General features: G+C 45.7%; 18 protein-coding genes, 2 tRNA genes and 1 pseudogene. 7 read left to right on the forward strand and 14 right to left on the reverse strand.

The window, feature by feature from the left end:
• The first annotated feature begins 741 nt into the window (after positions 1-741).
• Positions 742-1,212: a GNAT family N-acetyltransferase gene (locus RID09_RS06365; protein ID WP_446335103.1), complete on the forward strand. Its 471-nt coding sequence runs from the start codon at positions 742-744 to the stop codon at positions 1,210-1,212.
• Here RID09_RS06365 and RID09_RS06370 read toward each other — a convergent pair.
• From RID09_RS06370 to RID09_RS06405, 8 genes and pseudogenes are all read right to left on the reverse strand, one after another.
• A complete protein-coding gene (locus tag RID09_RS06370) occupies positions 1,157-2,161 on the reverse strand; it encodes a sensor histidine kinase (RefSeq protein WP_446335104.1) in 1,005 nt (334 codons plus the stop codon). The two genes, RID09_RS06365 and RID09_RS06370, sit on opposite strands and share 56 nt — an antisense overlap.
• Before the next feature lie 260 nt (positions 2,162-2,421).
• Positions 2,422-3,064 (reverse strand): annotated as a pseudogene (locus RID09_RS06375) (transposase).
• A gap of 121 nt (positions 3,065-3,185) precedes the next feature.
• A complete protein-coding gene (locus RID09_RS06380; protein ID WP_446335105.1) occupies positions 3,186-3,803 on the reverse strand; it encodes an L-threonylcarbamoyladenylate synthase in 618 nt (205 codons plus the stop codon).
• A gap of 236 nt (positions 3,804-4,039) precedes the next feature.
• A complete protein-coding gene (gene prmC / locus RID09_RS06385) occupies positions 4,040-4,885 on the reverse strand; it encodes a peptide chain release factor N(5)-glutamine methyltransferase (RefSeq protein ID WP_446335143.1) in 846 nt (281 codons plus the stop codon).
• Positions 4,886-5,015: 130 nt separating this feature from the next.
• Positions 5,016-5,753 (reverse strand): Tic22 family protein, encoded by a 738-nt coding sequence (locus RID09_RS06390; RefSeq protein ID WP_446335106.1) that lies wholly within the window; start codon positions 5,751-5,753, stop codon positions 5,016-5,018.
• A gap of 148 nt (positions 5,754-5,901) precedes the next feature.
• Positions 5,902-6,693, reverse strand: coding sequence for a Tic22 family protein (locus RID09_RS06395; protein ID WP_446335107.1), 792 nt, complete (start codon positions 6,691-6,693; stop codon positions 5,902-5,904).
• 634 nt (positions 6,694-7,327) lie between these two features.
• Positions 7,328-7,401, reverse strand: a tRNA-Pro gene (locus RID09_RS06400).
• A gap of 59 nt (positions 7,402-7,460) precedes the next feature.
• Complete coding sequence (locus RID09_RS06405) at positions 7,461-7,997, reverse strand: GNAT family N-acetyltransferase (protein WP_446335108.1); 537 nt, start codon at positions 7,995-7,997, stop codon at positions 7,461-7,463.
• 745 nt (positions 7,998-8,742) lie between these two features.
• Between RID09_RS06405 and RID09_RS06410 the strand changes: the two genes are divergently transcribed.
• Together RID09_RS06410 and RID09_RS06415 are read left to right on the forward strand one after the other, a co-directional pair.
• Complete coding sequence (locus RID09_RS06410) at positions 8,743-9,468, forward strand: hypothetical protein (RefSeq protein WP_446335109.1); 726 nt, start codon at positions 8,743-8,745, stop codon at positions 9,466-9,468.
• An 86-nt stretch (positions 9,469-9,554) separates the two neighbouring features.
• Complete coding sequence (locus tag RID09_RS06415) at positions 9,555-10,517, forward strand: alpha/beta fold hydrolase (protein ID WP_446335110.1); 963 nt, start codon at positions 9,555-9,557, stop codon at positions 10,515-10,517.
• Positions 10,518-10,686: 169 nt separating this feature from the next.
• Here RID09_RS06415 and RID09_RS06420 read toward each other — a convergent pair.
• Positions 10,687-10,759: transfer RNA gene (locus tag RID09_RS06420), tRNA-Arg, on the reverse strand.
• Between the two features lie 895 nt (positions 10,760-11,654).
• On the opposite strand from RID09_RS06420, the gene RID09_RS06425 reads away from it, so the two are divergent.
• Entirely contained in the window at positions 11,655-13,166 is a 1,512-nt protein-coding gene (locus RID09_RS06425; RefSeq protein ID WP_446335111.1) for a hydroxysqualene dehydroxylase, read from the forward strand.
• A 155-nt stretch (positions 13,167-13,321) separates the two neighbouring features.
• Here RID09_RS06425 and RID09_RS06430 read toward each other — a convergent pair whose 3' ends face one another.
• The gene (locus tag RID09_RS06430) at positions 13,322-14,353 is read right to left on the reverse strand and encodes an N-acetylmuramoyl-L-alanine amidase (protein WP_446335112.1); all 1,032 of its coding nucleotides are present in this window, start codon (positions 14,351-14,353) and stop codon (positions 13,322-13,324) included.
• Positions 14,354-14,710: 357 nt separating this feature from the next.
• Positions 14,711-14,998, reverse strand: a complete 288-nt coding sequence (locus RID09_RS06435; protein WP_446335113.1) for a hypothetical protein — start codon at positions 14,996-14,998, stop codon at positions 14,711-14,713.
• Between the two features lie 163 nt (positions 14,999-15,161).
• On the opposite strand from RID09_RS06435, the gene RID09_RS06440 reads away from it, so the two are divergent.
• Positions 15,162-15,401 (forward strand): helix-turn-helix transcriptional regulator, encoded by a 240-nt coding sequence (locus RID09_RS06440; protein WP_446335114.1) that lies wholly within the window; start codon positions 15,162-15,164, stop codon positions 15,399-15,401.
• Positions 15,402-15,822: 421 nt separating this feature from the next.
• Here the strand turns inward: RID09_RS06440 and RID09_RS06445 are convergent, their stop codons facing one another.
• On the reverse strand, positions 15,823-18,162 hold the full coding sequence (locus RID09_RS06445; protein WP_446335115.1) for a PAS domain-containing protein: 2,340 nt from the start codon (positions 18,160-18,162) through the stop codon (positions 15,823-15,825).
• Between the two features lie 247 nt (positions 18,163-18,409).
• Between RID09_RS06445 and RID09_RS06450 the strand changes: the two genes are divergently transcribed.
• Positions 18,410-19,978: an Ig-like domain-containing protein gene (locus RID09_RS06450; protein ID WP_446335116.1), complete on the forward strand. Its 1,569-nt coding sequence runs from the start codon at positions 18,410-18,412 to the stop codon at positions 19,976-19,978.
• Positions 19,979-20,159: 181 nt separating this feature from the next.
• Here the strand turns inward: RID09_RS06450 and RID09_RS06455 are convergent, their stop codons facing one another.
• Both RID09_RS06455 and RID09_RS06460 read right to left on the reverse strand, forming a co-directional pair.
• Positions 20,160-20,888, reverse strand: a complete 729-nt coding sequence (locus RID09_RS06455) for a GUN4 N-terminal ARM-like repeat domain-containing protein (RefSeq protein WP_446335117.1) — start codon at positions 20,886-20,888, stop codon at positions 20,160-20,162.
• Positions 20,889-21,168: 280 nt separating this feature from the next.
• A complete protein-coding gene (locus RID09_RS06460; protein WP_446335118.1) occupies positions 21,169-21,882 on the reverse strand; it encodes a response regulator transcription factor in 714 nt (237 codons plus the stop codon).
• Between the two features lie 717 nt (positions 21,883-22,599).
• Between RID09_RS06460 and RID09_RS06465 the strand changes: the two genes are divergently transcribed.
• Positions 22,600-24,021, forward strand: coding sequence for an NADP-dependent isocitrate dehydrogenase (locus RID09_RS06465; RefSeq protein WP_446335119.1), 1,422 nt, complete (start codon positions 22,600-22,602; stop codon positions 24,019-24,021).
• Positions 24,022-24,065 lie beyond the last annotated feature (44 nt).

A 24,065-nucleotide genomic window follows, 5' to 3' on the forward strand; every position in this document is an offset into this window, starting at 1 on the left:
ACAGCTCAACGTGTATTACACTAATCACGCACTTGGCTCGTCATTTGTATGACAAAAGATTCTAGGTGATCTTAATCTTTATATAAAATACACATGCAGCTGTATCGGGACGTGCCAACGGATCAACTCCACCCAATTCTGGCAAGCGTTCAGTAGATTGATTTTAAAAAGAATGGCGGGGATTTTTATGCAAATTTCAGTGAATTAGTCAGGGCGCTAGATACAGATCGGGAGCATTTGCCGGTGCATACACGCTTACTGGCGCGGGCGATGGAGTGGGATAGGGAAGGAAGGGCGTGATCCCAGTTTTTTGCTGCGGGGGAAGGATTTAGGAACCTCAGAACAATGGGTTAAGCTGACAACTATTTGACACCGGGCAACAACTATGCTAGCTTGCTCCAAATGTTCTTGATCCAAATGTTATAATTTCCTAACAAAAAAAACCTTTCCTCTCTTGCATTTATTGTTAGAAACGCTACAATTTTTGGTGACAGAAATAAAATTGTCAACTCACAATACGACTGAAAATCAATTACCCCACCTGAGTTCAGAGGCAATTAACCCTAATCCTGAAACCGATCAATACTCAGGTGAGTAGTCTACAAACCAACTAAAATCTGAAGATTTTCCCCCAAGTTAACCAAAGCTAGATGGGGTAAATCTTCAACTGAAAACATCGAGACATTTGCAACAAGCGTGAGATAACCTTTGACAACCAAAACCCAAGGAGTTTAGGGAAAAATGGATTGCCGTACTATTCAATTTTGCGATCGCGCCGCTCAAATCGATTATGTCCAACTCCAGGCTCTGTTTCGCCTCGGCGCTTTCTGGGCAAAGGATCGCAGCATTGAGGACTGGAAAATCGCGATCGCGAATAGTGAACCTGTAATTACCTTATGGGATGACATGCGCCTGATTGGATTTGCTCGCGCCACCTCCGATGGGATTTACCGCGCCACGATTTGGGATGTCGTCATTCACCCCGACTATCGCGGCGTTGGTTTGGGACGCAAGCTCGTCGAAACTGTCCTCACTCACCCTAAAATGTGTCGGGTTGAGCGAGTTTATTTAATGACCACTCATCAACAACGCTTCTACGAACGCATTGGATTTGAATGTAACTCGACAACCACAATGCTGCTATACAATCAACCGCTCATGAGTGCTCTGCCAACACCCGTTCGATCATCTCCGGAGTTGCTAGAGGCATAGAACATTGTAACCGGATACAAGTGTCTGTGGCTGAATCGTCGGTTGGTTCCTTACCAGGAATGGGTAGCAGTTCCAAGCGTCCCTGCATCACGTTCACCAAGGTTTGCACCATCAACCAAGTCATTCCAGGTGACGTTGTTGATGAGGTTGTGTCACTCTCACTTGTTTGAGTCTCCGATTCAGATTCACAAGAGAGTAAATCAATGGCTTCACTCAAAATCGCGTGGGGACAGTCCACATCAACACAGATATTAACCATCTGGGAGTGGTCAGAATTTGCCACACAAACCTGAATACTCCCTTCTTCCATTTGGGCAATGATGCTGTCCACCATTCCCATTAATACCTGACGAAAACGCCGGGGATCAGCTAATATTTCTATCTCTGGGTCAGGGGAAATCACTTTCAGCCGCAGATTCCGATTCCCCGCTTGCATGTGGGTGAGGACTTCGAGTTCTTCAAAGCATTGGCTCAATTGCAGGGGGCGAGTCTCTGGACGATTAGTACCGTGTTCCGTTTTTGCCACGGCAATCACCTCATCTAAAAGTTTTACCATCTTCTGCGCCGAGATATGGGCTTGAGCCACGAATTCCTTAACTTCTTCCGGTGAGTCACATAAATCGGACAAAATGAGCTGATGCATCCCCATTAAACTACTCAGGGGAGATCGCAGTTCGTGGGATGTCCGCGCTAAGAACCCAGCTTTATACTGGCTTATTTCATGCGCCATTTGGTAAGCCAATTGGGTTTGCTGGAGTTCCTGCTTCAGGGGTTCAAGTTCATCCTCCTTCACGGGTTCCGCCTTGGCTGGCTGGGATTCCTCCGGTTTTGACATTGGCGATTCTGATACCGTTGAACCGTCTGGCTGTTTGCTGGAACGAGTAGCGCGGCTGACAACGAGTCCCATGACAATACCCACTACCAGATAGATCAGCTCCATGTTGCCCATATTTTTTCCAACTCTTCAACGTAATCTTGGCAGGAGTCCCCATCCACAATCTGTAATTTGGGTGGGGTAGTGGACTAACGAATTTTACTTTTGATTCTTGCCATACCCGCCTACAGCTCAAGCATAGCCCGTTTTCCTCATCGTCATCATCCGTTACGTAAAACTTACACAAATCTACCAATATCCGGTAAATCTGCTGTTTACTTCCTGTTTCACCCTGGCGGTGTCGGCACTCAGCCAGTCCACAGGCTCTCCCCCACCTAACTGGCGGCTATCTCCAAATTAATGGAGGCGTTGAAATCGCGAGCAATTTCTAACCCGCAATTGTCACACCGGAAAACTCGCTCAGATAGGGGCATTGAGTCTTTGACGGTGTGGCATTGCGAACAGGTTTTTGTTGAGGGATACCATCTCTCAACCACGATTAAGGTTGACCAGTACAATTGGCACTTGTACTCTAGCTGGCGTTTAAACTCAAAAAAGCCCATGTCGCCTATTGCTTTAGCCAGCTTGTGATTAGCCATCATGCCAGACACATTTAGGTTCTCTATCCCTATTCGGCTGTGGTTTTTGGCTAAATAGGTGGTGAGTTTATGCAATGTGTAGGAGCGGATATTAGCTATTTTCCGGTGCAAACGGGCTATCTTGATTTGAGCTTTCTTGAAGTTGTTCGATATAGTACCAGGGGCAAACGGGTTTAACCAGCGCTACCAACCATTTATGGAGGTTAATACCAGTGGGAAACTTAATCTTGTCCTCTGGGTTATCCCGGTTATGGTCTAATATCTGCTTAGTTAATCCCAGTCCCCAATTCCAGGCGTGACGGGCTGTACCCGCGTGTTTGGCTAACAGTGTCCTCTGCTTGTTATTCAGCCTTAGCTGTGTTTTGAATCCTAATAACATTGACACCCATTTCATGTGACACTTTTATCATACAACCATAAGTTTTTGTCTTTCGGAAAAATAAATCTGAGGTATTTTTCCGAAAATATCTAGAAATTACCTGTGAATCAGGATCTAATCATCATCCCTTAGACACTGAACAGTTGAATGAGACAGCACCTTGGCGCAAAATTTGCCAACTGTCTCCTGTCCATTTCACCACCGTGGAAGGTACGCCTTGGGTATTGGAGTGAGGCTCTTCTAGTTCTGTGGATTCCGTGGGATGAAGGGTCAACACCTCCGGAAACTCTGCCTCAATTTCTGACATTGTATGTAAGGGAGGTTTCCCGGAAATGTTGGCGCTTGTCGTGGCTAAAGGAGCCGTCTGCGACAAAATCGCGATCGCCACTCTAGAGTTGGGAACCCGCAAGCCAATCGTAGTCGGAGCTGTGGGGTTCATCGCCCCTGTAACTTTATCCGAAGCGGGCAGGACTAATGTTAGCGCTCCGGGCCAATATTTCTGCGCCACTTGCTGCCAAATCTCTAATTCGGCGTCTGTCCCCTTGACATAAGACCAAAGTGATGCAGGAAATGCTCCCATTAAAATTAAGGGCTTGTTATTGCTTCGCTGCTTGAGCGTAAATATCAATTCTGCATAATCCGGTCGTACAGCCAGAGCGGGTATCGTGTCGGTGGGAAAGCTTACGATCTGACCAGAATTAGCGCCAGCCACTAGGGCAGACATGAACACATGAGTCATGTTGAGGTTAGATAATACTCTGATAGCTTCAGGGGAATATTTAATATTTTGCTAGAAATTAAGGCAAAAGTCAAAATTTGTCATTTGTCATACTCAAGGGAGCGAGAAGCAAGCTACGTCATTTGTCATATTATGTTTTAACGATTGCCTCTAATTGTGATCCTGTCAAAGCTATCTTTCTTAAGGGTGTTTGACAGAATATGATATCATTCGTCTGACTTATAACTTATCACTTATTATTGCCGATACGCCAAAGCAAAACGGTCAATTCCAGCTAAATCTGGAATTATCTGAATCTGACCATAACTGCCCTGTTGATGCAATAACTGGGCAACCGTATTACTTTGTCCTGCCATCATTTCTATCATCCAAACGCCCCCAGGACGCAGGTAATCGGGAGAAGTATTAATCAGGTGTCGAATGCAGTCTAGACCATCAATTCCCCCGTCAAGTGCCATAAGGGGTTCGTGATCCCGTACTTCTGGCTGTAACTGTTGTAGTTCATCTGTGGGAATATAGGGAGGATTGGATACTATACCACTCAATTGACCTTTGAGTGCTGCCAAGGGGGAAAACCACGACCCTTGATAAAATTGAATTCTTGACTCAAATCCTAACTGTTGAGCATTCAGTTGGGCAATAGCGAGGGCATCGGTACTGTAATCAACGGCGTGAATCGTCGCACTCCGAAACGCCTCAGCTAATCCTAACGCGATCGCGCCGCTGCCTGTGCCTAAATCTGCCCACTGTCCCGAGTCAAGTTGGGGTGTGGGACTCTTCCCCGTCGCGCTTACCGCCAAATCGATTAAATATTCCGTTTCCGGTCGAGGAATTAAAACAGCAGGGGACACATTCAGCGAAAAACGCCGCCAAGGAGTGATCCCCACTAAATACTGTACAGGCAAGCGGTCATCAAGACGCCGCTGCCAGAGTTGAGCCAGGACTGAGAGCGGATAGCGTAATTCGATGTGCGATCGCGCCTTAAAAGACTCCAGGCGAAGCGATAGGGGGTCAAGTCCTGCTACCTCTTGAAGTAACCAATCTACTTCAGCCACAGGGATACCCGCCTCTCCCGCAGACATTCGGGCATCTTGTCGCCACAGCCACAGATCTTGACCCGATACCACAAGAACTGAAAATTGTTGAATCAGTAAATTATCTTTCTCAGAATTGATAAACTTCAAATCCTTATGCTTATGGGTTGTTCGTACCTTATCGACGTTGTAAAAATTCTATCGTTTCTGGAGATGGTAAGAGTTCAAATCGGTTGAGTTCTGGAGCGTCTTGGGTTTTCCAAGCTTCAATTAAGCGTCCTAAACTCAAAACCTGAATCTTCACTGTAGATGCGATCTCAGGATTGCCTTGTTTGTAACGCTCAACTTGCTGCTGTAATTGATCCTTATCAAAAAAGAGAGGAATTATCGGCTGACCATTTTGTTGAGTGGTTAGATATGCCGGATTTTCTCCAGCCGTAGCATAAAACAGGGGAACGTCAGGAAATTGCTCTACTTGCTGTCCTCTTTGACGCAGCAGATTTATTGCTGATTCTACCTGCTGCTGAACCGGTACGACGACAAAATCTACACCTTCTGGATTATTTTGACCCTGCTCCAGCTTGTAAATATCTGCTATTGTTACTACGGCTACTTGAGCTGTATTACCTAATTCAGGGTTATTCTTCTTGATCCGCTGCTCAATGAAAGCCTGAGCATCTTGCCCACTAATAAATGCACCGGCTACTGGTATTCTTTGATTTTCGTCTTGGGCAATCGATAGAGTTATTAATGCTCCTTGTTCATTGGTAATTGTAAACACTGGCACAGTTCCTAATTTTTGAAGAATCTGCTGTTCGGTCAAAGCCTCTACACTCAGATTCCCTATAAACAGGGAACCCAGCAAAGCAGTACTAACCAAGCCTATTTTTTTACTCCAACCCATCAATAATTTCATTTTAATTACCTCAATTTTGACCCTAATTTTCACACCGAGAACACTCCTGTTTTTTGAGGAGCAACTTTTTCATTCATTTTTAATCATGGATACAGAACCCTTTCTAATCCTGGACATTCAGACCTCCTTTAAGTCACCTCAAATTAAATTAGTTAGAGGGGCGGGACGATGGGCGCGATTGTAAAAATTGTATAGCTTCTGGTGATGGTTCCAAGAAAAACTTTTCTAGCACGGGATCATCGCTGTTTTTTAGTTCGCTAATTAGACCCTCTAAAGTAATCACCTTAATCTCAATCTGAGAGGCTGCTTCAGGTTTTTCGGCTATTAACTGATCTAGATTTCTTTGTAATTGATCTTTATCAAAGAAAAAAGGAATAACTTCCTGATTTCCATTTTGACCAGGTAGATATACTTGATCTTCACCTACTGTAGCTACCGCAAAAAACAGAGGAACACCATTAAATTGTTGGATTTGCTGACCCTCCTGTTGGAGCAAATTTATTGCTGAATTCACTTGTTGCTGTCTTGGCTCTAAATCAACGACTAGGCGTTGCTGTTGGTCTTGATTTGCTTCCTCTAACCTTTGATAAACAAATCCTAATGATCTCGGGACAATCTGAAGATTGCTTCCCGCCTCTGGTTGCTGAGTTTTTAGTTCATTTAGAAGAACCTGAGCATCTTGTGGACTTAGAAAAAAAGGAGTAACTACAACGCTGTTTTGAGCGTCACAACCTATCGGCTGACCTGTATCTGGAGCAACACACCGATGAAGAGGTATACCATCTGCGCGAGCAATCATAAAAACTGGCACAGTTCTCAGCTTTTCAATCACCTGCTGTTCAGTCAAAGCCAGCGCCCGCATATTTCCACCAAACAAGGAGCCTAGGAGGGTCGTCCCCACTAAACCTAATGTTGCACTCCAGCGAACTAATGATTTCATAAAACAATTGCCTCTTGAGTTCCAGTATAGCTACCTCATCAAAACTAGGATACCGCTCTCAGTTAATGATGACATCTCTCTCATAAATCCGTTGAAACCTTCATGTAGAGTCTATCCATCCTGAGCTAGGTTGTTTTCCTAGCACTATCGATAATTACGATAGTTACGATTGACCTCCCGCAAAAGTGGCGAGGGTTCCATGAACCGCTTGTACTACTTAGTGGTCAAGTGCGGTTGTTGAGTGACGAGAGTTGAGTCATGTATTCCTGAGCATTCCCAGTCGTATCTGAGTTAACAAAATTGACTATGTTCAATCCCACAGAGTTCCACTTGTTTAAGATTTGGGTTAATGTTATTATTTCAAATTAACAAAAAATGGCGGGTCTTAACTCCTCTTCCCCAAAGGATTATAGTATAAAAGAATCAGCACTCGTCAAAAAATTTAGGTAAGCTCATCCCCTGCTTAAAAGACGGGGTCTTTAACTTATTTCTTCAACCCCAAACCAGCTAAATCGCTCACGGCGAGAGGTTTATGCACCATGAACCATTAACCATCAGCTGCGAACAGGGGGCGTTTCCTTCCACCCTAACTGAAGTCCATAGACTTCCACGCCACCCTTTTGTTATTAAAAAATCGGGATGACAGGATTTGAACCTGCGACATCCTGCTCCCAAAGCAGGCGCGCTACCAAGCTGCGCTACATCCCGATGCCTATCTTGATAGTATACCCTAGCGTCCAATTTGCCTAGTCTCCACCGCACAAAAATTAGTCTGGATACCAGAACATCCCTTTGATCCCTTCGGGATCGGACATAAATCCCATTTGCCGATAAAAATTGACCACCTGGGGATCAGCAAAGAGAGTGATATTACTGATATCTTCACTGCGAAGTTTCTTGATTGTGTACTTCATTAACGCCTTACCCAGTCCCTTGCCTTGGAATTCGGGGTGAACCACCACATCCCAAATTGTGGCATTAAAGGCATGGTCGGACGTAGCCCGGGCAAAGCCAATCAGACGCCTAGTGTTCCCTCGCTGCTGCCACATAGACACCACCAGGAAACTGTGTTGAATTGCTTTGCGAACTTTCCGCATGGGTCGTCGTGACCAACCCACGGCGTCGCAAAGCTCCTCTAACTCATACAGATCGAGTTCTCGCTCCGTACTAAAAAGGATACGCTCATTATCAGCGCGATCGCCAGAGCCTGGAGACTCGCTTAGATTTGAAACGGCATCCCCTTCCAATTTCGTCGATGTAGAAGCAGTGTCAGCACTGCCAAAAAAGCTCTTCCAAAAACCCATGCCGGTGTGGCTATAGCATTTTATACTGGTATTCGTTACATAAAACTTATTCTCAGCTACTTACAACTAGACATATCTAGCTGGGTAACTTGCTGGGTAACTTGATGGTTATTCAAAAGTTTGACGTTTTGAACTTTAAGGACTTACGGGTACCATAGAATCCCGCCACACGACAAAAACTGCTCAACCAGTATGCTTTGTCGTTTTGTCTATTCCATCTACAAGAAGCTACATGGGTTGAGTCGTAACAACAACTTGTAGAGGTTTTGACCAATGGAATAGCCAAGCCATACAACAAGTGGAAACGTTCCACTTGTTCAACTTTATCACATAAAGTGTCGGAGAAGTTAGTTGTCATGCATAAGTTTTTTCTTGACTTTTGGTAGGACAACTTTCAACTGACATGCTTATCGTACCACAATTGGATTGAGATGCTCCTATCACCGTTATGACCTTATAACCCCTGGCGCTTAGGGTCACAGTACCCCAAAGCTTCTAACTAGAGCTTATCCTAACCCCCAGTTCCCAGCATGTTTGGCTAGTGCCGTCCTTCAACGATGCCACTTTATTTCTACGGCTCAGTGGCAAATTGTGACTCAGGGCAAGACCTTCTTTAGCTAGACTGAGGCTATTGTGCCGAATTTGTGAGAGATTAACCAGATACGGCAGGTTTTTGCCTTGAGGCTGAGCTTGCTGGTCTATCCCAAAAGCTTTTTACCAAAGCGAACGCCTTTTCCCCCTACTTATGGCTGCGGGTCTGAAATCATCAACACTAGAACTGCTAAAGCGCTTCAACCGGGCGTTTCCGGAATTTTACGAGCAGTTTGTCAGTAGTGAGATCCAATTGCAAAACCTTCGGCTAGCTTATAAACTCTACAAAACTCGGCGCGTCGTCATTGAGATCAAACCCGAAGGCTCGAAAAGCGCCCTACATTTTGCCTACCGCAACCAGTCTTTTCTCCTCAGTGATATTTTTGGGGTTTTAGCTGCCTATGGATTGACAATTCACAGCCTGAGTCTTCATGGTCAAATCAGTCCCCCCATGCTGGTGTTCATCAAGCTAGTGGTATCCCGTGGTAGCAAAGCTTTGACCCCCAAAACCGCCGATAACGTCTGCCGTGCCATTCGGGAGGCGCTGGCAGGACGTTTTGAAGTTGAAGAAATGCTAGCAGTGGAATTTAATCTGGATGCTGGCTTAGAACAAGTAGAAACTGAGTTCTATGTAGACCCAGTATTTCATCTACCCGCCCTGTTAATTGAAGCCGATAACCAGCCAGGATTGTTTTATAAGGTAATGTATGCTGTTTGGCAAGAAGACTTACTCGTCGTCAACGCTAACTTACTTGTCTGGCGTGGACGTACCCGCCTCATTCTCTACTTGCTCGGTCCCAATGAAAACTTGATTCCCGAATATTTGGGTCAAAAAATTGCCGAAAGTGTCCGACAGCGATTATTAGGGCGTCGGTTTTGAGTTTTGAGTGGGATAAACTCTTTCCCCTACACCCCTACACTCCACACCCTTGAACACCTGTGCCAATTCTCGGATAGGATGGATGTATGGCAACGATTGAGATTCTTGGGGCTACCCACGCCTACGAATTAACGCCTCCCAAGGCATCCTCATCCCCAGTTTTGGTTTTTATCCACGGCTGGCTGTTAAGTCGTAACTATTGGCAACCACTGATTGACCGATTAGATGCTGATTATCAATGTTTAGTCTATGATTTGCGGGGATTTGGTGATTCTCAATCCCCAACTGATAAAACACCACAAACCGAATCGGCTTTTGGGGCTACTACTTCTGGCGGGGCGGGTGAGAACGATAATGCCACATTAACATCGGCAGACGTTAGCGCCACTGGTTTATCGACCAGTAACTATACCCTTGCTGCTTATGCCAGGGATTTGGGTATTCTATTGGAAAAGCTGGCAATCGATAACGCTTGGCTTATTGGTCACTCTCTGGGTGGCAGTATCGCCTTGTGGGGAGCCTCAGTGGCATCAGAACGGGTCAAAGGGGTGATTTGTCTGAATGCGGGGGGCGGCATTTATTTAAAAGAAGAGTTTGAACGATTTCGGAATGTGGGTAAGCAGTTGGTCAAACGCCGCCCTCAGTGGTTGTGTTATCTGCCCTTGATTGATGTACTGTTTACACGGGTACAAGTGGCGCGTCCTCTGGCACGGCGTTGGGGACGGCAACGGGTCATTGATTTCGTTGTGGCTCACCCAGAAGCGGCACTGAGAAGTCTGTTGGATTCGACAACCGAGGCTGAGGTTCACCGTTTGCCTCAGGTGGTATCACAGCTTCAGCAGCCTGTTTATTTTTTGGCGGGTGCGAATGATACGATAATGGCACCAAAATATGTGCGCCATCTGGCTAGCTTCCATAAGCTTTTTCAAAATGGGGGTGCCAATGTAATTGAAATTTCTAATTGTGGTCATCTGGCAATGGTGGAACAACCTGATATTGTGGATGCTCAAATTCGGAGAATTTTGGCTGAGTCTTTGAGTTTCTCGTAATCAAAGCTCGTTCTGCCAACGGAATATTTCTACCACTTGCCCTACTGCACATGATTGTCTTTCTGTCAATGCATAAGTCTTGACGTACCCACTGTGACATCCTCCCCCCGTGAATCGAAGATTACACAGGGGGTTTTATAGCTCCCCCAAGCCCCCACTTTTTGATAAACGAGCACGGAGGGATTTGAACCCCCGACACCCAGAACCGGAATCTGGTGCTCTATCCACTGAGCTACGCGCCCTTTTGTGCAGCGGCGTTCAGAAAGAAACACACTGGCACAAATCAGATTATAACTTCGATTTGGGAAAAACGGCAATCTGGCTAAAAGTGAGGGATTCTTGGGCTGAGCATTGCCTGTTCAGGTCTCCCTTACTACTGGTCTTACTCATGTCTACGGTATACTCCGTACTCCTCAAGCGTGAATTTCCGACCGCCCGACGGTATACATACAGACTACCATTAGCCGTTTAATTTTGGTATCTACCGATAACCTCTCTTCATACCCGCCTTTCGTCATAAAAGGGAGATATAGGTAGCGAATGTTACCTCAAGCCGCTTTCCCTTTTGACTTTCCCAAATATTCTCCCTTTAGATAGATGCACATTCCCCTCTTCTTTGTGAAAAAGAACTTGTGTGTATGCTTTGTAATCCATAGGGCAACCTAATACAGGTTCAGTACTAACTTGCCTATTATCAGGACTCGTTTGGTAAACTGCTGAAGTCAAAAAGCTAATTTGTTCCATCATCACCTGGAATCGTAAGTAAATTTATCTACTCAATATCATTATGATGCTAGGACTTCTCGCTATTTACTTGTTAATCGCTGGATTATTTTGCCTAAACTGGTTAAATGCATTCCAGAAAGAGACTGACTTATCGTCGGAGCAAAAATTCCGGTGTAGGATAGTTTTTGTCATTGCTACTGTTTTGTGGCCCCTTACCTTTCCAATTTCATATCTGGAAAACTGTTCGAGAGTTTAGTCACTAGAAAGAAAGAAAGCTTCAACAAGCTTTTTCCAAGCTGAAGAGAGAGTGGGCATCTTGCTCGCTTCATTGTTGGGGCACAGTGGGGCTGACTTTGCTCGAGTGCTCATGGCATCCTAAAACAAAGAGACAGTTAAGTTATGAGGTCAAGGATGTCAGAAGCGTCAGCACAAAAGCGGATAGTCGTCGTTGGTGCAGGATGGGCAGGTTTAGGTGCGACTCATCATCTTGCCCAACAAGGCTACGATGTTACTCTTCTAGAAGCAGCACCCTATGCCGGTGGATTAGTGGCTGGATGGAAAACCTCTGGCGGACGTTCAGTCGAAGGGGGTATTCATGGGTTCTGGTATCCCTATCGCAATATCTTTCGTCTGGTTAACGAATTAGGGCTTAAACCATTCACTCGCTTTACCTATTCCTCCCAATATTCTCCGGCTGGATTAGAAGTCGAATCGCCCCTGTTTCAAAATGAATTCCCGCTTCCTACCCCATTGGGTACTTTTGTGTATCCCAAGTTTAGACGCTTACCTCTAATTGACAGGCTTTCGGCTTTGCCTCTTCTCTATGCTCTGATTGATTTTGATAATTCTGATCAAGCGTGGCGACGTTATGATAAGGTAACCGCCCGCGAACTATTTAAACAGTTTGGTGTTTCTGCCCGACTGTATCAAGATTCCTTTGAACCGATGCTATTGGTGGGGTTATTTGCCCCTGGCGAGCAATGTTCAGCAGCCGCCGCCCTGGGAATGCTTTATTACTTCATTTTGGCTCACCAACCCAATTTTGATGTCGTCTGGTGTCGAGGAACGGTAGCAGAAATGATTTTTAACCCCTGGGTGGAGCGGATTGAGAAAGCTGGGGGACGAGTGCTGACGAATAAGCGGGTGAATGATATTCTCTTGGACGATAGGGGTAAGGCGAAAGCGGTTGTCTGTGGAGAGGAAGTCTTTGAAGCCGATGCGGTGATTTTTGCCGTTAGTGTTAATGGCATGAAAAAAATTGTTAGTGCGAGTACGGACTTACAACCTTATCCTGAATTCCGGAATTTGAGAAACTTAGGGGCAATTGATGTCTTGGCAACCCGGTTGTGGTTTGACCGAAAAGTTATTCTGCGGAATCCTTCTAATGCTTGTTTTGGCTTTGATCCGACGACAGGGTGGACATTTTTCGATTTGAATGCGCTGCATGATGAATATGCATATCAATCGGGAAGTGTAATTGAAGCAGATTTTTATCATGCTAATCAATTATTACCCATGAGTGATGAGCAAATTGTGGCAAAGGTTCATCGAGATTTAGCCACTTGTGTGCCAGAGTTTCGTGATGCCAAGGTTATTGATAGCAGCGTGATTCGTGTACCGCAAGGGGTAACGCATTTTGCACCGGGAAGTTATCAGTATTTGCTGCCAGCGACAAGTTCGATTGATAATGTTTTTATGAGTGGGGATTGGATTGTGACCAAGCACGGTTCTTGGTCACAAGAGAAGGCGTATGTGACGGGTTTAGAGGCGGCAAATTTAGTAATTGACTGTTTTGGGTATGGAAATAAGGCAACGATTATTCCGGTTGAACCCGATGAACCTCATATTCAAGTAGGGCGGATGATTAATAAAATGGTGCGGGATTGGGGGAAGACAGTATTACCTGATTTTTGGTTGCCTTAGTTTTTGAGCTGGAGACGGTAGATAGCAAAATTAAACGGTTAAACCCACCTTTACAATTGACGAAGGGCGGGTTTTGTTGAAAGGTTATCGGTAAATACCAAAGTTAAGCGGCTAAAGGGAGCCCTGACAATTGACAGACGTGCCATGGCAAGTCTTTACATAAATGAATTCTGCCGAATATATTGTAAAATACCCTGTGCGATCGCGCTTGCCATTTGGCTGTGGTATTCTGGTGTCGCTAGTCGTGGGTTATCCTCTCGTCCAGTAACGAAACCGACTTCCACGAGGACAGCAGGGATATGATTATTACGCAAGACGTAAAATCGGGCTTGTTTCACGCCGCGATCGCGAATCGGAATTGTCTGTAAAATACTACTATGAATGGTTTGAGCCAGACGCTGACCATTAGAGTAATAATAGGTTTCTAATCCATTCACATCAGGACGGCGACCAATAGCATTAGCATGAATACTTACAAATAAGTCCGCTTGGGCTTGTTTTGCCATCTCGACGCGCGGTGCTAAGTCTACAAAATAATCGCTGGTTCGGGTGAGAATGACTTGAATGCCTTGTTGCTGTAAAATAGCAGCAACTTGTTGAGAAATGGGCAAAATCACATCCTTTTCCCGCAACCCATTTAACCCAATCGCACCGGGATCTTTTCCCCCATGTCCGGGATCAATCATAACCACAATGCGGCGGTTAGGAACTTGGGAACTATTAAATGGAGGATTGCTAGTTATAGGCGGTATGACAGGATTTTGCGGCGGTAGAGGGGTTTGTGTCGTTAACTCAATAACTCGTTGCGGTGGCGGTAACTGCACTGTCCACATCCGAGGGGAGAATCCTTTGAATAGAACCTGTTGGGGATTAATCGTATAACCCGGATTAAATTCAATCACCAAGCGCGTGGTTTGGGAGTTCAATTGACCAACACGCACCGCCCGAACTGCGCCACCGACTAACTGTTCTAATTTGGAGTTCTCCAGCAGGATACCGGGTAAATCAATCACCAGGCGGTTGGGATTAGCAAAAAATTGTCCAGTGGGTTGCACCCCTTCATCTGTCGTAAAGACGAGTTGATTTTGATTCACATCAAAGCGCCAGGAAAGCAATCTCGCCGCTTGCGCTGGAAAGGAGAGCAAAAAAAAGCCGAGAAAACTGGGAAGTAGCCAGTGCAGTTTCACTGTTAAAGTTCCTCAAGACAGGGGACGGGGATTAATACTGCAAGGGATAGGGGAGCAGAGGGAGCAGAGGGAGCCGAGGGAGCTGGGGGAGCTGGGGAAGAAGAAATTACATTTAGAGCTTATCCGAGTAGTATTGGGATGGGGATCATGTTCCAGACGCGCCATGGCTCATCTGAGATATAGTATCTAGCATTCTTTTGTTGCATGGGAGTAAACGTAGCTTCCTCGATTTTAGACGGGGGATATTGGATTGTCTCGCACCTGATGGAGTTGAACGTATCGCGGTTCTTGATGTTAATCATTTACAATTGAGAGACTTTTCTATCAGGATAATTCCCCCTGATGTCTAACGAACTGCTATCTGACGTGTGCCAAGCTTCCCAAATCGTCTCGCTGTTTTGCCCAGACAGAACGTAGGTATTCGACAACGGTTTGAGTATAATTAAATTTTTGGCATTCTTGTCGAATCCACAATCCTAGCTGCCATAGTTCGTCCAAGGTTGTGGTTTTTTGAATTAAGGCAATTATTGCCTCAATCCAGAGTTTTAGTTTTCGATAACTGATAAATTGCCCACCTTTGTCGCGGCGATGAACAAAAATAACATTGATAGTGGTGTTGTCTGAGAAGGGCGCACAGTTTTTCACCTTCGGTTTGAAGGCGTAGCCAGTCAGTATGTTTCATGGAATTTTATGGTGAAAAGAACGAACAGATGGAAGGGCAGTTAGAATATTCTCTGCCCTCTATGGTTTTTTGGATTATGACCAGTAAAGCATAACTAGCCATGCATTACTAGTCATAACTTACAATATGCCCCAAGAAAGTGGAAAGCGTCTCACACCAGCGGATTTGCGTCAGCGTACAGGTTTGACTCAGGTGAATTTTGCGATATCGATTGGAAAAAGTCCTTCAACCATTGCCAAATGGGAAGCTCGAACGTCTCTACCGCGAGGCACACCGTCTGAAATCAAGCGTTTGTGTCAGGCTTATCAATGCACTCTCGATGAACTGATTGAGGCATTTGAGGGGATTGATGTCGAGTCAGGGTAGCATCTGATTGAACATGAAATGGAGGTCGAATGGCACGCTCAGATGAGGCTGGTGGGCATTGCCCACCCTACTACACTGGCAAGCTTAAAACGTTGGTCAATTATTTTCGCCAAACCCTTATGAGAGTAGCTATCCAGAAAAATTTTACCCACAATTTTAACCTTGCCGATGTACTACAGAATATAACGGGTTTGGACGATCCAAAAATGCACGCTTTTCAGTGCCATTGAACTTAAATCAGTTGGGCATCAGCACGAAAGCGGATAGGAAAATTAAAAGGTAATTGTCTATCATTGAGTTCCGCCTAACCCATCCTACTGGCTGGGAATATCGTTAACGTTAACCTCCTAACCATTGCCATTGGAGTTCCCTCCTTCCTCCTTCCTCCCCTTGATAAGGGGAGGGTTAGGGTGGAGTCAGACTAACATTCACCATTGAAGGGAATTTCCACCACAAACTCCGTACCGCATCCGGGTGCGGAGAAGCAATGTAATTGTCCCCCATGTTTTTCTACGACAATTTGATAGCTAATCGACAATCCTAAACCTGTCCCTTCTCCTACAGGTTTTGTGGTAAAAAATGGATCAAAAATTCGTTCCTTGACTTCTTCATGAATGCCAGAACCATTGTCGGCAATGTGAATCAGTACAGAGTTGCGCTCTGATAATTCAGTCGAAATCCATATCGTCGGCGTGGAAACATCATCAGGAAGAGAGAGTTCCCCTGATGCCGAATCCTTTGTATTCTCCGGTTGTTTATCCCCTGAATTGAGAGCATCAATGGCATTATTCAAAAGATTCATAAAGACTTGATTCAGTTGTCCTGGATAACATTCTACTGGGGGAAGCTTGCCGTACTCTTTGACAACTTGGATGTTAGAGGCTTCCGACTTTAAGCGGTGCTGCAAAATTAACAGTGTATTCTCCATCCCTTGTTCAATATCCATACATTTGCGTTCAGCTTCATCCAGGCGCGAAAAATTCTTTAAGCTACCAACTAACGCTTGCAGGCGGGTTACACCGACTTTCATGGAACTGAGAAGTTTGGAAAAATCTTTTTGGAGAAAGTTAATATCAATTTCTTCAATTAAGGTTTCAATTTCCGATACAGGTTTAGGATAGTGCTTACCATAGAGTTGGATTAATTTCAATAAATCCTGAGCATATTGATTGGCATAGGCAATATTTCCGGATATAAACGTGATTGGATTATTGATTTCATGAGCAACCCCTGCCACTAACTGTCCCAAACTTGACATTTTTTCACTTTGAACCAGTTGGAGTTGAGTCTGTTTGAGTTCGTGTAGGGTTTGTTCAAGCTGAGTGGCTTTCTCTTTTAAGTTTGTTTCCGACTCTCGCAAGGCAGATTCAGCCGCTTTACGTTCCTTGAGTTCGTCTGCAACTTGCTCAAACAATGCCGCTTGCTGAATAGCTACACTTAACTGGATACTCAGTTTTCTCACACATTCGATTTCCGGCTGCTGCCATTGCCGTACTCCCGAACATTGCTGAACCACAAGCAATCCCCAGAGCTTTTTCCCTTGTAAAATAGGCGCTACCACATTAGCCCGAACCTGAAGCGTTTCGAGTAATTTAATGTGGCAGGGGGTTAAATTTGCGTTGTAGATATCGTCAATTACTCGAATATAACCGTCTTGGTAGAGAGACGATACAACTTCATCCTCCTTAAAAAAATCGTCCTCAATGGTGGTTTTGACAATCCTCATCCACCCATCGCCAACTGACTCCACATCAACTGTTCCCGTCCAATCCGGGTTAAAGCGGTAAATGAGCGTGCGATCGCACCTCAGAAATTTTCGCACTTCTTCGACGGCTGTCTTCAGAACTTCATCCAGATTCAAGGACTGGTTAATTCGCTGATTCATACAGCTCAAAAGCCGTTCTTGCTTGGCTTGTCGCTTTAATTGCTGTTCAGTTTGTTTGCGTTCGGTAATGTCACGGAACGACCAAATTCTGCCGTAGTATTCACCTGTAGGAGATAATACGGGTGCGGCGTAACGATCAAAAACTCGTCCGTCAGTGAGTTGAATTTCATCTTGGCAACTCAGGTTAGGATTCTGCTCAAGATATTCGACTTTACTGAACACCTTTAGCGGTTCAGCAATTAAAGACAACATACATTCTAAAAGTTTCTCCTTATCTGAGGATTTCACAGATTCATGAGGAATTTGCCACATTTGGCAAAATCGAGAATTGTGACTAATAATTCTGCCATTTGGAGCAATGACGATGACGCCATCCGGATCAGCCTCTTGTTGCGCCTTTAATAAAGCATGACTGATTTGGAGTTCCTCTTGGGCTTGCTTACGGGATGTAATATCAGTCTGGACTCCAATAAAATAGATCACATGTCCTTTGGCATCTCGAATCGGTGAAATAGCTAGCTCATTCCAAAAGGGTGTTCCATCTTTGCGATAATTTTTAAGGACTACTTTCACGTCTTGCTGAGTTCGTAGAGCCTGACGGATTTGCTCAACCCCATTCGGATCAGTATCGGCTCCTTGTAGGAAGCGGCAATTGCGTCCAATCACCTCTTTACGGGAATAGCCAGTGATTGTCTCGAAAGCGGGATTGCAATAGACAATCGGCATCTCTGGTTTGCTCGCATCGCTGAGGATAATGCCACAGCTTGCCGCACCGAGGATACGCTCATCCAAATAAAGTGTCTCCAGAGCGACTTTATCGGAGGTATTGGCATCGAAAAGACGACCCGTTGAGGACTGATGTAGGTGAGAAATCATGGCAGTAAGTCAGCAATGTGTAATACCTGGGGAGGTCGAGGCGTATTCTTTTCAATTTAAAAACACCTCAAAAGAGATTTAAATACACCCAAAGGATGAATTTATATAACTTTATGGAAGAATCAATATACATGTTTCTAAAATAAAGATTCAAAAAAACATCCTGTTTTCTGGGGACGAGAGTCAGTCGAGAAAGCCTGCACCCTATAGAGTTACTGCCTGGAGGCGGATCTAGACTAGAATCTAAATGCCAACTTTGATTGTTGAAATGTCAGCTCCAACCGTACCCTCTAAAAAATTTCTTCAACCCATTGACCGTCTGGCTTTGGTAATCATGGTAGTGCTAAGTCTGCTAATTGGCATCGTCCTATTGACAGGCGATACCACTCGACCTAGAGTTAGAGCTTTTAGCTGGCAGGACAAATACGTCAGTGCTGAGGATGCAGCGTTTATTCTAACCTTTAGCCGTCCGATGAACCACGCCAGCGTAGAAGCGAATCTAAAAATCACACCCGTTTTGCCTTCAGGGGAGGTTAGTCCCTCAGAGGTGCCGCCAATCGAGGGAAAAATTAGCTGGGCGGGGCGTAAAATGGCGTATACGTTGCTCTCGCCGATTCCTTATGGTAATGACTATCAAGTTCAGCTTCAGGGAGCAAAGGAGAAAATACCGGGAGTTGAAGAAGAAGGTACAGTCATGGAACCGTTTCAGGCGACATTTCACAGTCGCGATCGCGCCTTTGCTTACATTGGCGTCGAAGGAGAGGAGCAGGGGAGGTTAATCCTCTATAATCTCACACGACAACAAAAAACACTGCTGACGCCGGCTGATCTAGTCGTACTGGACTTTAAGCCCTATACTGGGAGCGATCGCATTTTATTTTCGGCGAATGACCGCCAAAATCAGGCAAGGGGTTTACTCACGGCACAACTGTACACCGTAACCACAGGACTATCGTTTCCATCTCCAAATAAACGTTCCCCATCTCAGTCAACCGCTGGCAAGCTTGATTTAGTGTTAGATAGTCAAGACTATCAAAATCTGCAATTCGACTTATCCGGAGACGGACAAATCATTGTGGTACAGCGAGTGAATCGAGAAGATCCCGCTGACTTTGGATTATGGATTATCCCTGGGGAGGGCGAACCCCAACCCCTCGAAAATCAGCCCGGTGGCGAATTTTTAATTGCCCCAGATAGTGCCTCATTAGCCGTGGCGCAAGGGCAAGGGGTGGCGATTTTGCCGTTAAACTCCAATGCCGAACCGCTAGACTTTCTGCCCAAGTTTGGTCGAGTCCTCAGCTTTGCCAGAGATGGTTCAGCGGCGACAATGGTGAAATTTAATACCGACTATACGCGATCGCTGTTTTTAGTGAATAATCAGGGAGCAGAGCAAGAATTATTACGTACAACCGGCTCGATTGTCAACTGCGAGTTTGCCCCCAATGAAGAAACCCTCTATTGCCTGCTGACACAACTAATTCAAGGGGAAGAGTATCGCGAGGAACCGTTTATCGCCGCCGTTAATCTCAACGCTGAACCTGAGAGTGAACAGAGTCCGGTCAAACCCTTGGTGGTTCTGCCGGAACAGCGTGATATTCAACTGAGTTTATCCCCAGATGGTTTAGCCCTATTATTCGATCAGGTAGCAACCCGACCCGCCTCAGCGATTGATAGTTTAAGAAATGATGAAGGGCAGGCGATCGCAACCGGACGTCTTTGGCTATTGCCCTTAGATGAGTCTATACCCTCAGAAACACCCCTGCAACTACAACCTGAGCCATTATTACCAGGATTCCAACCTCACTGGCTACCGTAGCAGGAGCAGGGGGAGCATGTAGAGACGCTTCAAAAGCGCGTCTGGGAGCAGAGGGAGATAGAAAGTCTGTTGTCGGGGCGGGTTTTACCCTTAACGTTTCGTTTTCACCCGAATGTAACTAAACCCGCCCCGACCAATTGCGAAAATTATCTGACAAATGACCAATGACTAATGACCAACTTTAGCTATCACCTAACCACGCCGGATGAGAAAGCAAAGTCGCAATAACCCGGACACCACGTAGCTGATTGGAAAGCGGGAGATGACCTTTCGGGGCGCTGAGATCCCAAGTAAATTCATTGGGGTATCGAGTCCAGCTATTTCCAGTCTTCCAGCCAATTTTGGGCCACAGTTTTTCCCAGTTTTTACCCACAGAAAGCCAAAGTTCCCGCTGCACAGAGAATCCAAATTTACCTTGAGAGTGAATCACCCACAGGGTATTAATCGTTTGTAAATCGGGAATCGGGAACTTCTCCAGTTCAGAAAAGTACAACCATTTTCGCTGTACGGCAGTAGAGCCAGCCAATTCACAAAGTTTCTCTAACGTCAACCTATCCGCTGCCTGAAACTCTTGCTGGGCAAGTAACTGTTGTAGAGGAGCGTAGTCAATATCCCGTTCAGACAACAGGGGAACAATCCCTGTCGGAAAATGGCTTTGTAGGAACTCCTCAGTTTTGGCAGTCTTTGCCTGATAAAGGGCTTGGTATGCCAAACCGACACTGAGACTGGGAGGGGTTGAGGATTGCGCTTGCAGAAAGTCCATCAAAACATCTAAACCAGCATCCCCCTGATTCACCAGTTCTGGAATGAGCTGGAGTTGTTTTTTCTCAGAACTCGACTCGAGTTGGCTAGTCAACTCGGCAAGCTGGTTAGAGGTTTCGGGTACAGAGGCAGTCGTTTGGTCTATCATGAAGCGACGTGTTTGAAGTTGCGGCAACTGATCCTATTGTCGAGGCAAAGTGGCTCCCTTGAACGCCTTAGACTCGAAAATTGACAAGATTACTTTAGAGCATCGGTCTAATAACCTCAGTTAGCAGTAAAAAGAAGTCACCCGCTTGCAGATGTGCCATGGCACGTCTGGAACATTGCGCCTCTACTTCCCCTGCTCCCCCTACTCCCCCTGCTCCCCCTACTCCCCCTGCTCCCCCTGCTCCCCCTGCTCCCCCTACTTCCCCTACTTCCCCGCCTTCCTAACCATTGCTCGGAGGTTGATAACCATTTTCATAGGCAAAACGAATAAGCTGAGCGCGGTTTCCCAGCTTTAACTTATTGAGAATACTACTCAGGTGTGTTTGAACAGTACGCGGACTAATAAACAAGCGATTGCTGATTTGTTTATTCGTCAATCCTTGAATCACTTCCCAAAAAACTCGTTCTTCTGCAGGTGTCAACGGTAAAGGTGTAGGAGTGACAGTTTCTTCTTCCTGGGGTGGTGAAACCTCGGTCGCTTGAGCGGTTTTGGCTTGGTTGGCTAACTCCGTGACGGCGGAACTGGCATTCAGCTGCATTAACTGAACAATCAGAGCATGAATGCGACGGGTTCTCTCAAGCTGAGCCTCGATTTTAGCCGCTAATTCTCTGGGATTAACAGGCTTAATCAGATAATCATCCGCTCCGATGGAGTGACCATGAATGCGGTCTTCTAGTTCTCCTTTGCCCGATAGAAAAATAAAAGGCATCAGTTGACCGGATGGAGTCGCCCTCAGACGGCGGCAAAATTCTATTCCATCCATCTCCGGCATCATCACATCAGAAACCACCAAGTCCGGTGGACTTTTGACACAAGCCTCCAAAGCTTCTGCCCCAGAACTCACCTGTTCAACCTGATATCCCATATTTTCCAGGGCGCGTGTCAAAGTAATGCGTAATGTTCTATCATCATCAACCACTAAAATTTTTTTCATCGTTGGTCGTCAGTCATGGGTCAAAAGGTTGAAGGTTAGGTTGGTGAGACGCTTTCCCTCAGAACATCCTTCCTTGGATAAGAAGCGTCTGGGCAATAGCAGGAATCAGGAGCAAAAAACTCTGTGTTGGTATTAGCCTAGCGACTTCAGTAGCGTATTGCCACAAACCTTCCCTGTAGAGAAGCCAGCCGGAGGACAGATTAGCCAACTCTGTGTAATCGGCTACTCCATCACACAGTCGGGTTGATGCCGAGCTACGCTCTATCGAGTAACAGAGTGCACAACAATAGCCAACACAGATGCTTTATTCCAGCATAATGGTTGAGTTCAGCGAGTGTCTAAACCCTAGACTATTGCGTCCAACCTTGTACTTGTATCGATAAACAGCAGCGACGCCATGGACAGGTAGCATCTCACATCTTGCACCAATCTCAATTAGCCACTTTTGTCTAGGGTGGGCAAGAGTTATCACCAAAGGAAATGCTTATATTATCGTCCGTTGCTCTTGCCCACCTCAAGGTCACTTGGAGTTTATAGGTAATGGGTAACTCACTAAACGTCCGTTATATTTGTTACCAATTTGTTGCCTTTTTATTCCTCATTTGGCAGTGATCTGCAAAAAAACTTAATAAAGTTCCCAGCCGCAGGGAGATCTGGTAACTTTTTCGGAGCATCAATTAATCGTGATGCTGATCTCAACCTTAGCCAAGGAGTTTTATGTACGAAAAAATCGCACCTCCAGATACGGGTTCTCGCATTACCTTCGACAATGGCAAACCCATCGTTCCTGATGATCCGATTATTCCCTTCATTCGGGGAGACGGCACAGGTGTCGATATCTGGCCCGCTACCCAAAAAGTCATTGACGCAGCCGTAGAAACGGCTTATGGTGGAAAGCGGAAAATTACCTGGTTTAAAATTTATGCCGGTGATGAAGCCTGCGACAAGTACGGCACGTATCAATATTTACCGGAAGACACCCTAACCGCGATTAAAGAATACGGTGTTGCCATCAAAGGACCGTTAACCACACCAATTGGGGGGGGTATTCGTTCTCTCAACGTCGCCTTACGCCAAATTAACGACCTCTATGCCTGTGTGCGTCCCTGCAAATATTACCCAGGGACACCATCGCCCCACAAACAACCCGATAAACTGGATTTGATTATCTACCGGGAGAACACAGAAGATATCTACCTGGGAATTGAGTGGCGCCAGGGCAGCGAAATTGCCGACAAACTGATATCTATTCTCAATAATGATCTGATTCCAGCCACGCCAGAACATGGTACAAAGCAGATTCGCCTTGACTCAGGCATTGGCATTAAACCCATCAGTAAAACCGGTTCTCAACGTCTGATTCGTCGCGCCATTGAACGCGCCTTAACCTTACCCAAAGCCAAGCAAATGGTTACCTTGGTGCATAAGGGTAATATTATGAAATACACCGAAGGTGCGTTTCGCGACTGGGGGTATGAACTGGCTACCACAGAATTTCGGGCGCAATGCGTTACCGAACGAGAATCTTGGATTCTGAGCAATAAAGAACATAAGCCGGATATCAGCCTCGAAGAAAATGCCCGTAAGATTGAACCCGGTTATGATGCCTTGACACCAGAAAAACGAGCTGAAGCGATGGCAGAAGTCGAAGGTGTTCTCAATGCCATCTGGGACACCCACGGGAATGGTCAGTGGAAAGAAAAAGTCATGGTCAATGACCGGATTGCGGACAGTATTTTCCAACAAATCCAGACTCGCCCAGATGAATACTCGATTCTGGCGACGATGAACCTGAATGGGGATTATCTATCCGACGCAGCGGCTGCCCTGGTGGGGGGTTTAGGCATGGGACCCGGTGCCAATATTGGTGACACCTGTGCAGTTTTTGAAGCCACCCACGGCACAGCACCCAAGCATGCAGGTTTAGACCGAATTAACCCCGGTTCACTCATTTTATCTGCTGTGATGATGTTGGAATATATGGGGTGGCAAGAAGCGGCTGATTTAATTACACGGGGAATTGGCGGTGCTATTTCTAACCGGGAAGTGACCTACGACTTAGCCCGAATGATGACGCCACGGGTTGAGTCACCGTTGAAGTGTTCTGAATTTGCGGACGCAATTATTAAACACTTCTAGTAAAATCTGCTGTCTGAGCGCAAATCCGCTATTCCTGTTCTTTT

Source organism: Coleofasciculus sp. G1-WW12-02, assembly GCF_040219735.1.
Lineage (GTDB): Bacteria > Cyanobacteriota > Cyanobacteriia > Cyanobacteriales > Coleofasciculaceae > Coleofasciculus.

Bases quoted from the DNA above. Each gene is read 5' to 3' on its own strand.
- RID09_RS06365 (WP_446335103.1), top strand. From the start codon at position 742: ATGGATTGCCGTACTATTCAATTTTGCGATCGCGCCGCTCAAATCGAT.
- RID09_RS06370 (WP_446335104.1), bottom strand. From the start codon at position 2,161: ATGGGCAACATGGAGCTGATCTATCTGGTAGTGGGTATTGTCATGGGA.
- RID09_RS06410 (WP_446335109.1), top strand. From the start codon at position 8,743: ATGGCTGCGGGTCTGAAATCATCAACACTAGAACTGCTAAAGCGCTTC.
- prmC (WP_446335143.1), bottom strand. From the start codon at position 4,885: ATGTCTGCGGGAGAGGCGGGTATCCCTGTGGCTGAAGTAGATTGGTTA.
- RID09_RS06465 (WP_446335119.1), top strand. From the start codon at position 22,600: ATGTACGAAAAAATCGCACCTCCAGATACGGGTTCTCGCATTACCTTC.
- RID09_RS06450 (WP_446335116.1), top strand. From the start codon at position 18,410: ATGCCAACTTTGATTGTTGAAATGTCAGCTCCAACCGTACCCTCTAAA.
- RID09_RS06390 (WP_446335106.1), bottom strand. From the start codon at position 5,753: ATGAAATTATTGATGGGTTGGAGTAAAAAAATAGGCTTGGTTAGTACT.
- RID09_RS06415 (WP_446335110.1), top strand. From the start codon at position 9,555: ATGGCAACGATTGAGATTCTTGGGGCTACCCACGCCTACGAATTAACG.
- RID09_RS06380 (WP_446335105.1), bottom strand. From the start codon at position 3,803: ATGACTCATGTGTTCATGTCTGCCCTAGTGGCTGGCGCTAATTCTGGT.
- RID09_RS06455 (WP_446335117.1), bottom strand. From the start codon at position 20,888: ATGATAGACCAAACGACTGCCTCTGTACCCGAAACCTCTAACCAGCTT.
- RID09_RS06425 (WP_446335111.1), top strand. From the start codon at position 11,655: ATGTCAGAAGCGTCAGCACAAAAGCGGATAGTCGTCGTTGGTGCAGGA.
- RID09_RS06405 (WP_446335108.1), bottom strand. From the start codon at position 7,997: ATGGGTTTTTGGAAGAGCTTTTTTGGCAGTGCTGACACTGCTTCTACA.
- RID09_RS06445 (WP_446335115.1), bottom strand. From the start codon at position 18,162: ATGATTTCTCACCTACATCAGTCCTCAACGGGTCGTCTTTTCGATGCC.
- RID09_RS06395 (WP_446335107.1), bottom strand. From the start codon at position 6,693: ATGAAATCATTAGTTCGCTGGAGTGCAACATTAGGTTTAGTGGGGACG.
- RID09_RS06460 (WP_446335118.1), bottom strand. From the start codon at position 21,882: ATGAAAAAAATTTTAGTGGTTGATGATGATAGAACATTACGCATTACT.
- RID09_RS06440 (WP_446335114.1), top strand. From the start codon at position 15,162: ATGCCCCAAGAAAGTGGAAAGCGTCTCACACCAGCGGATTTGCGTCAG.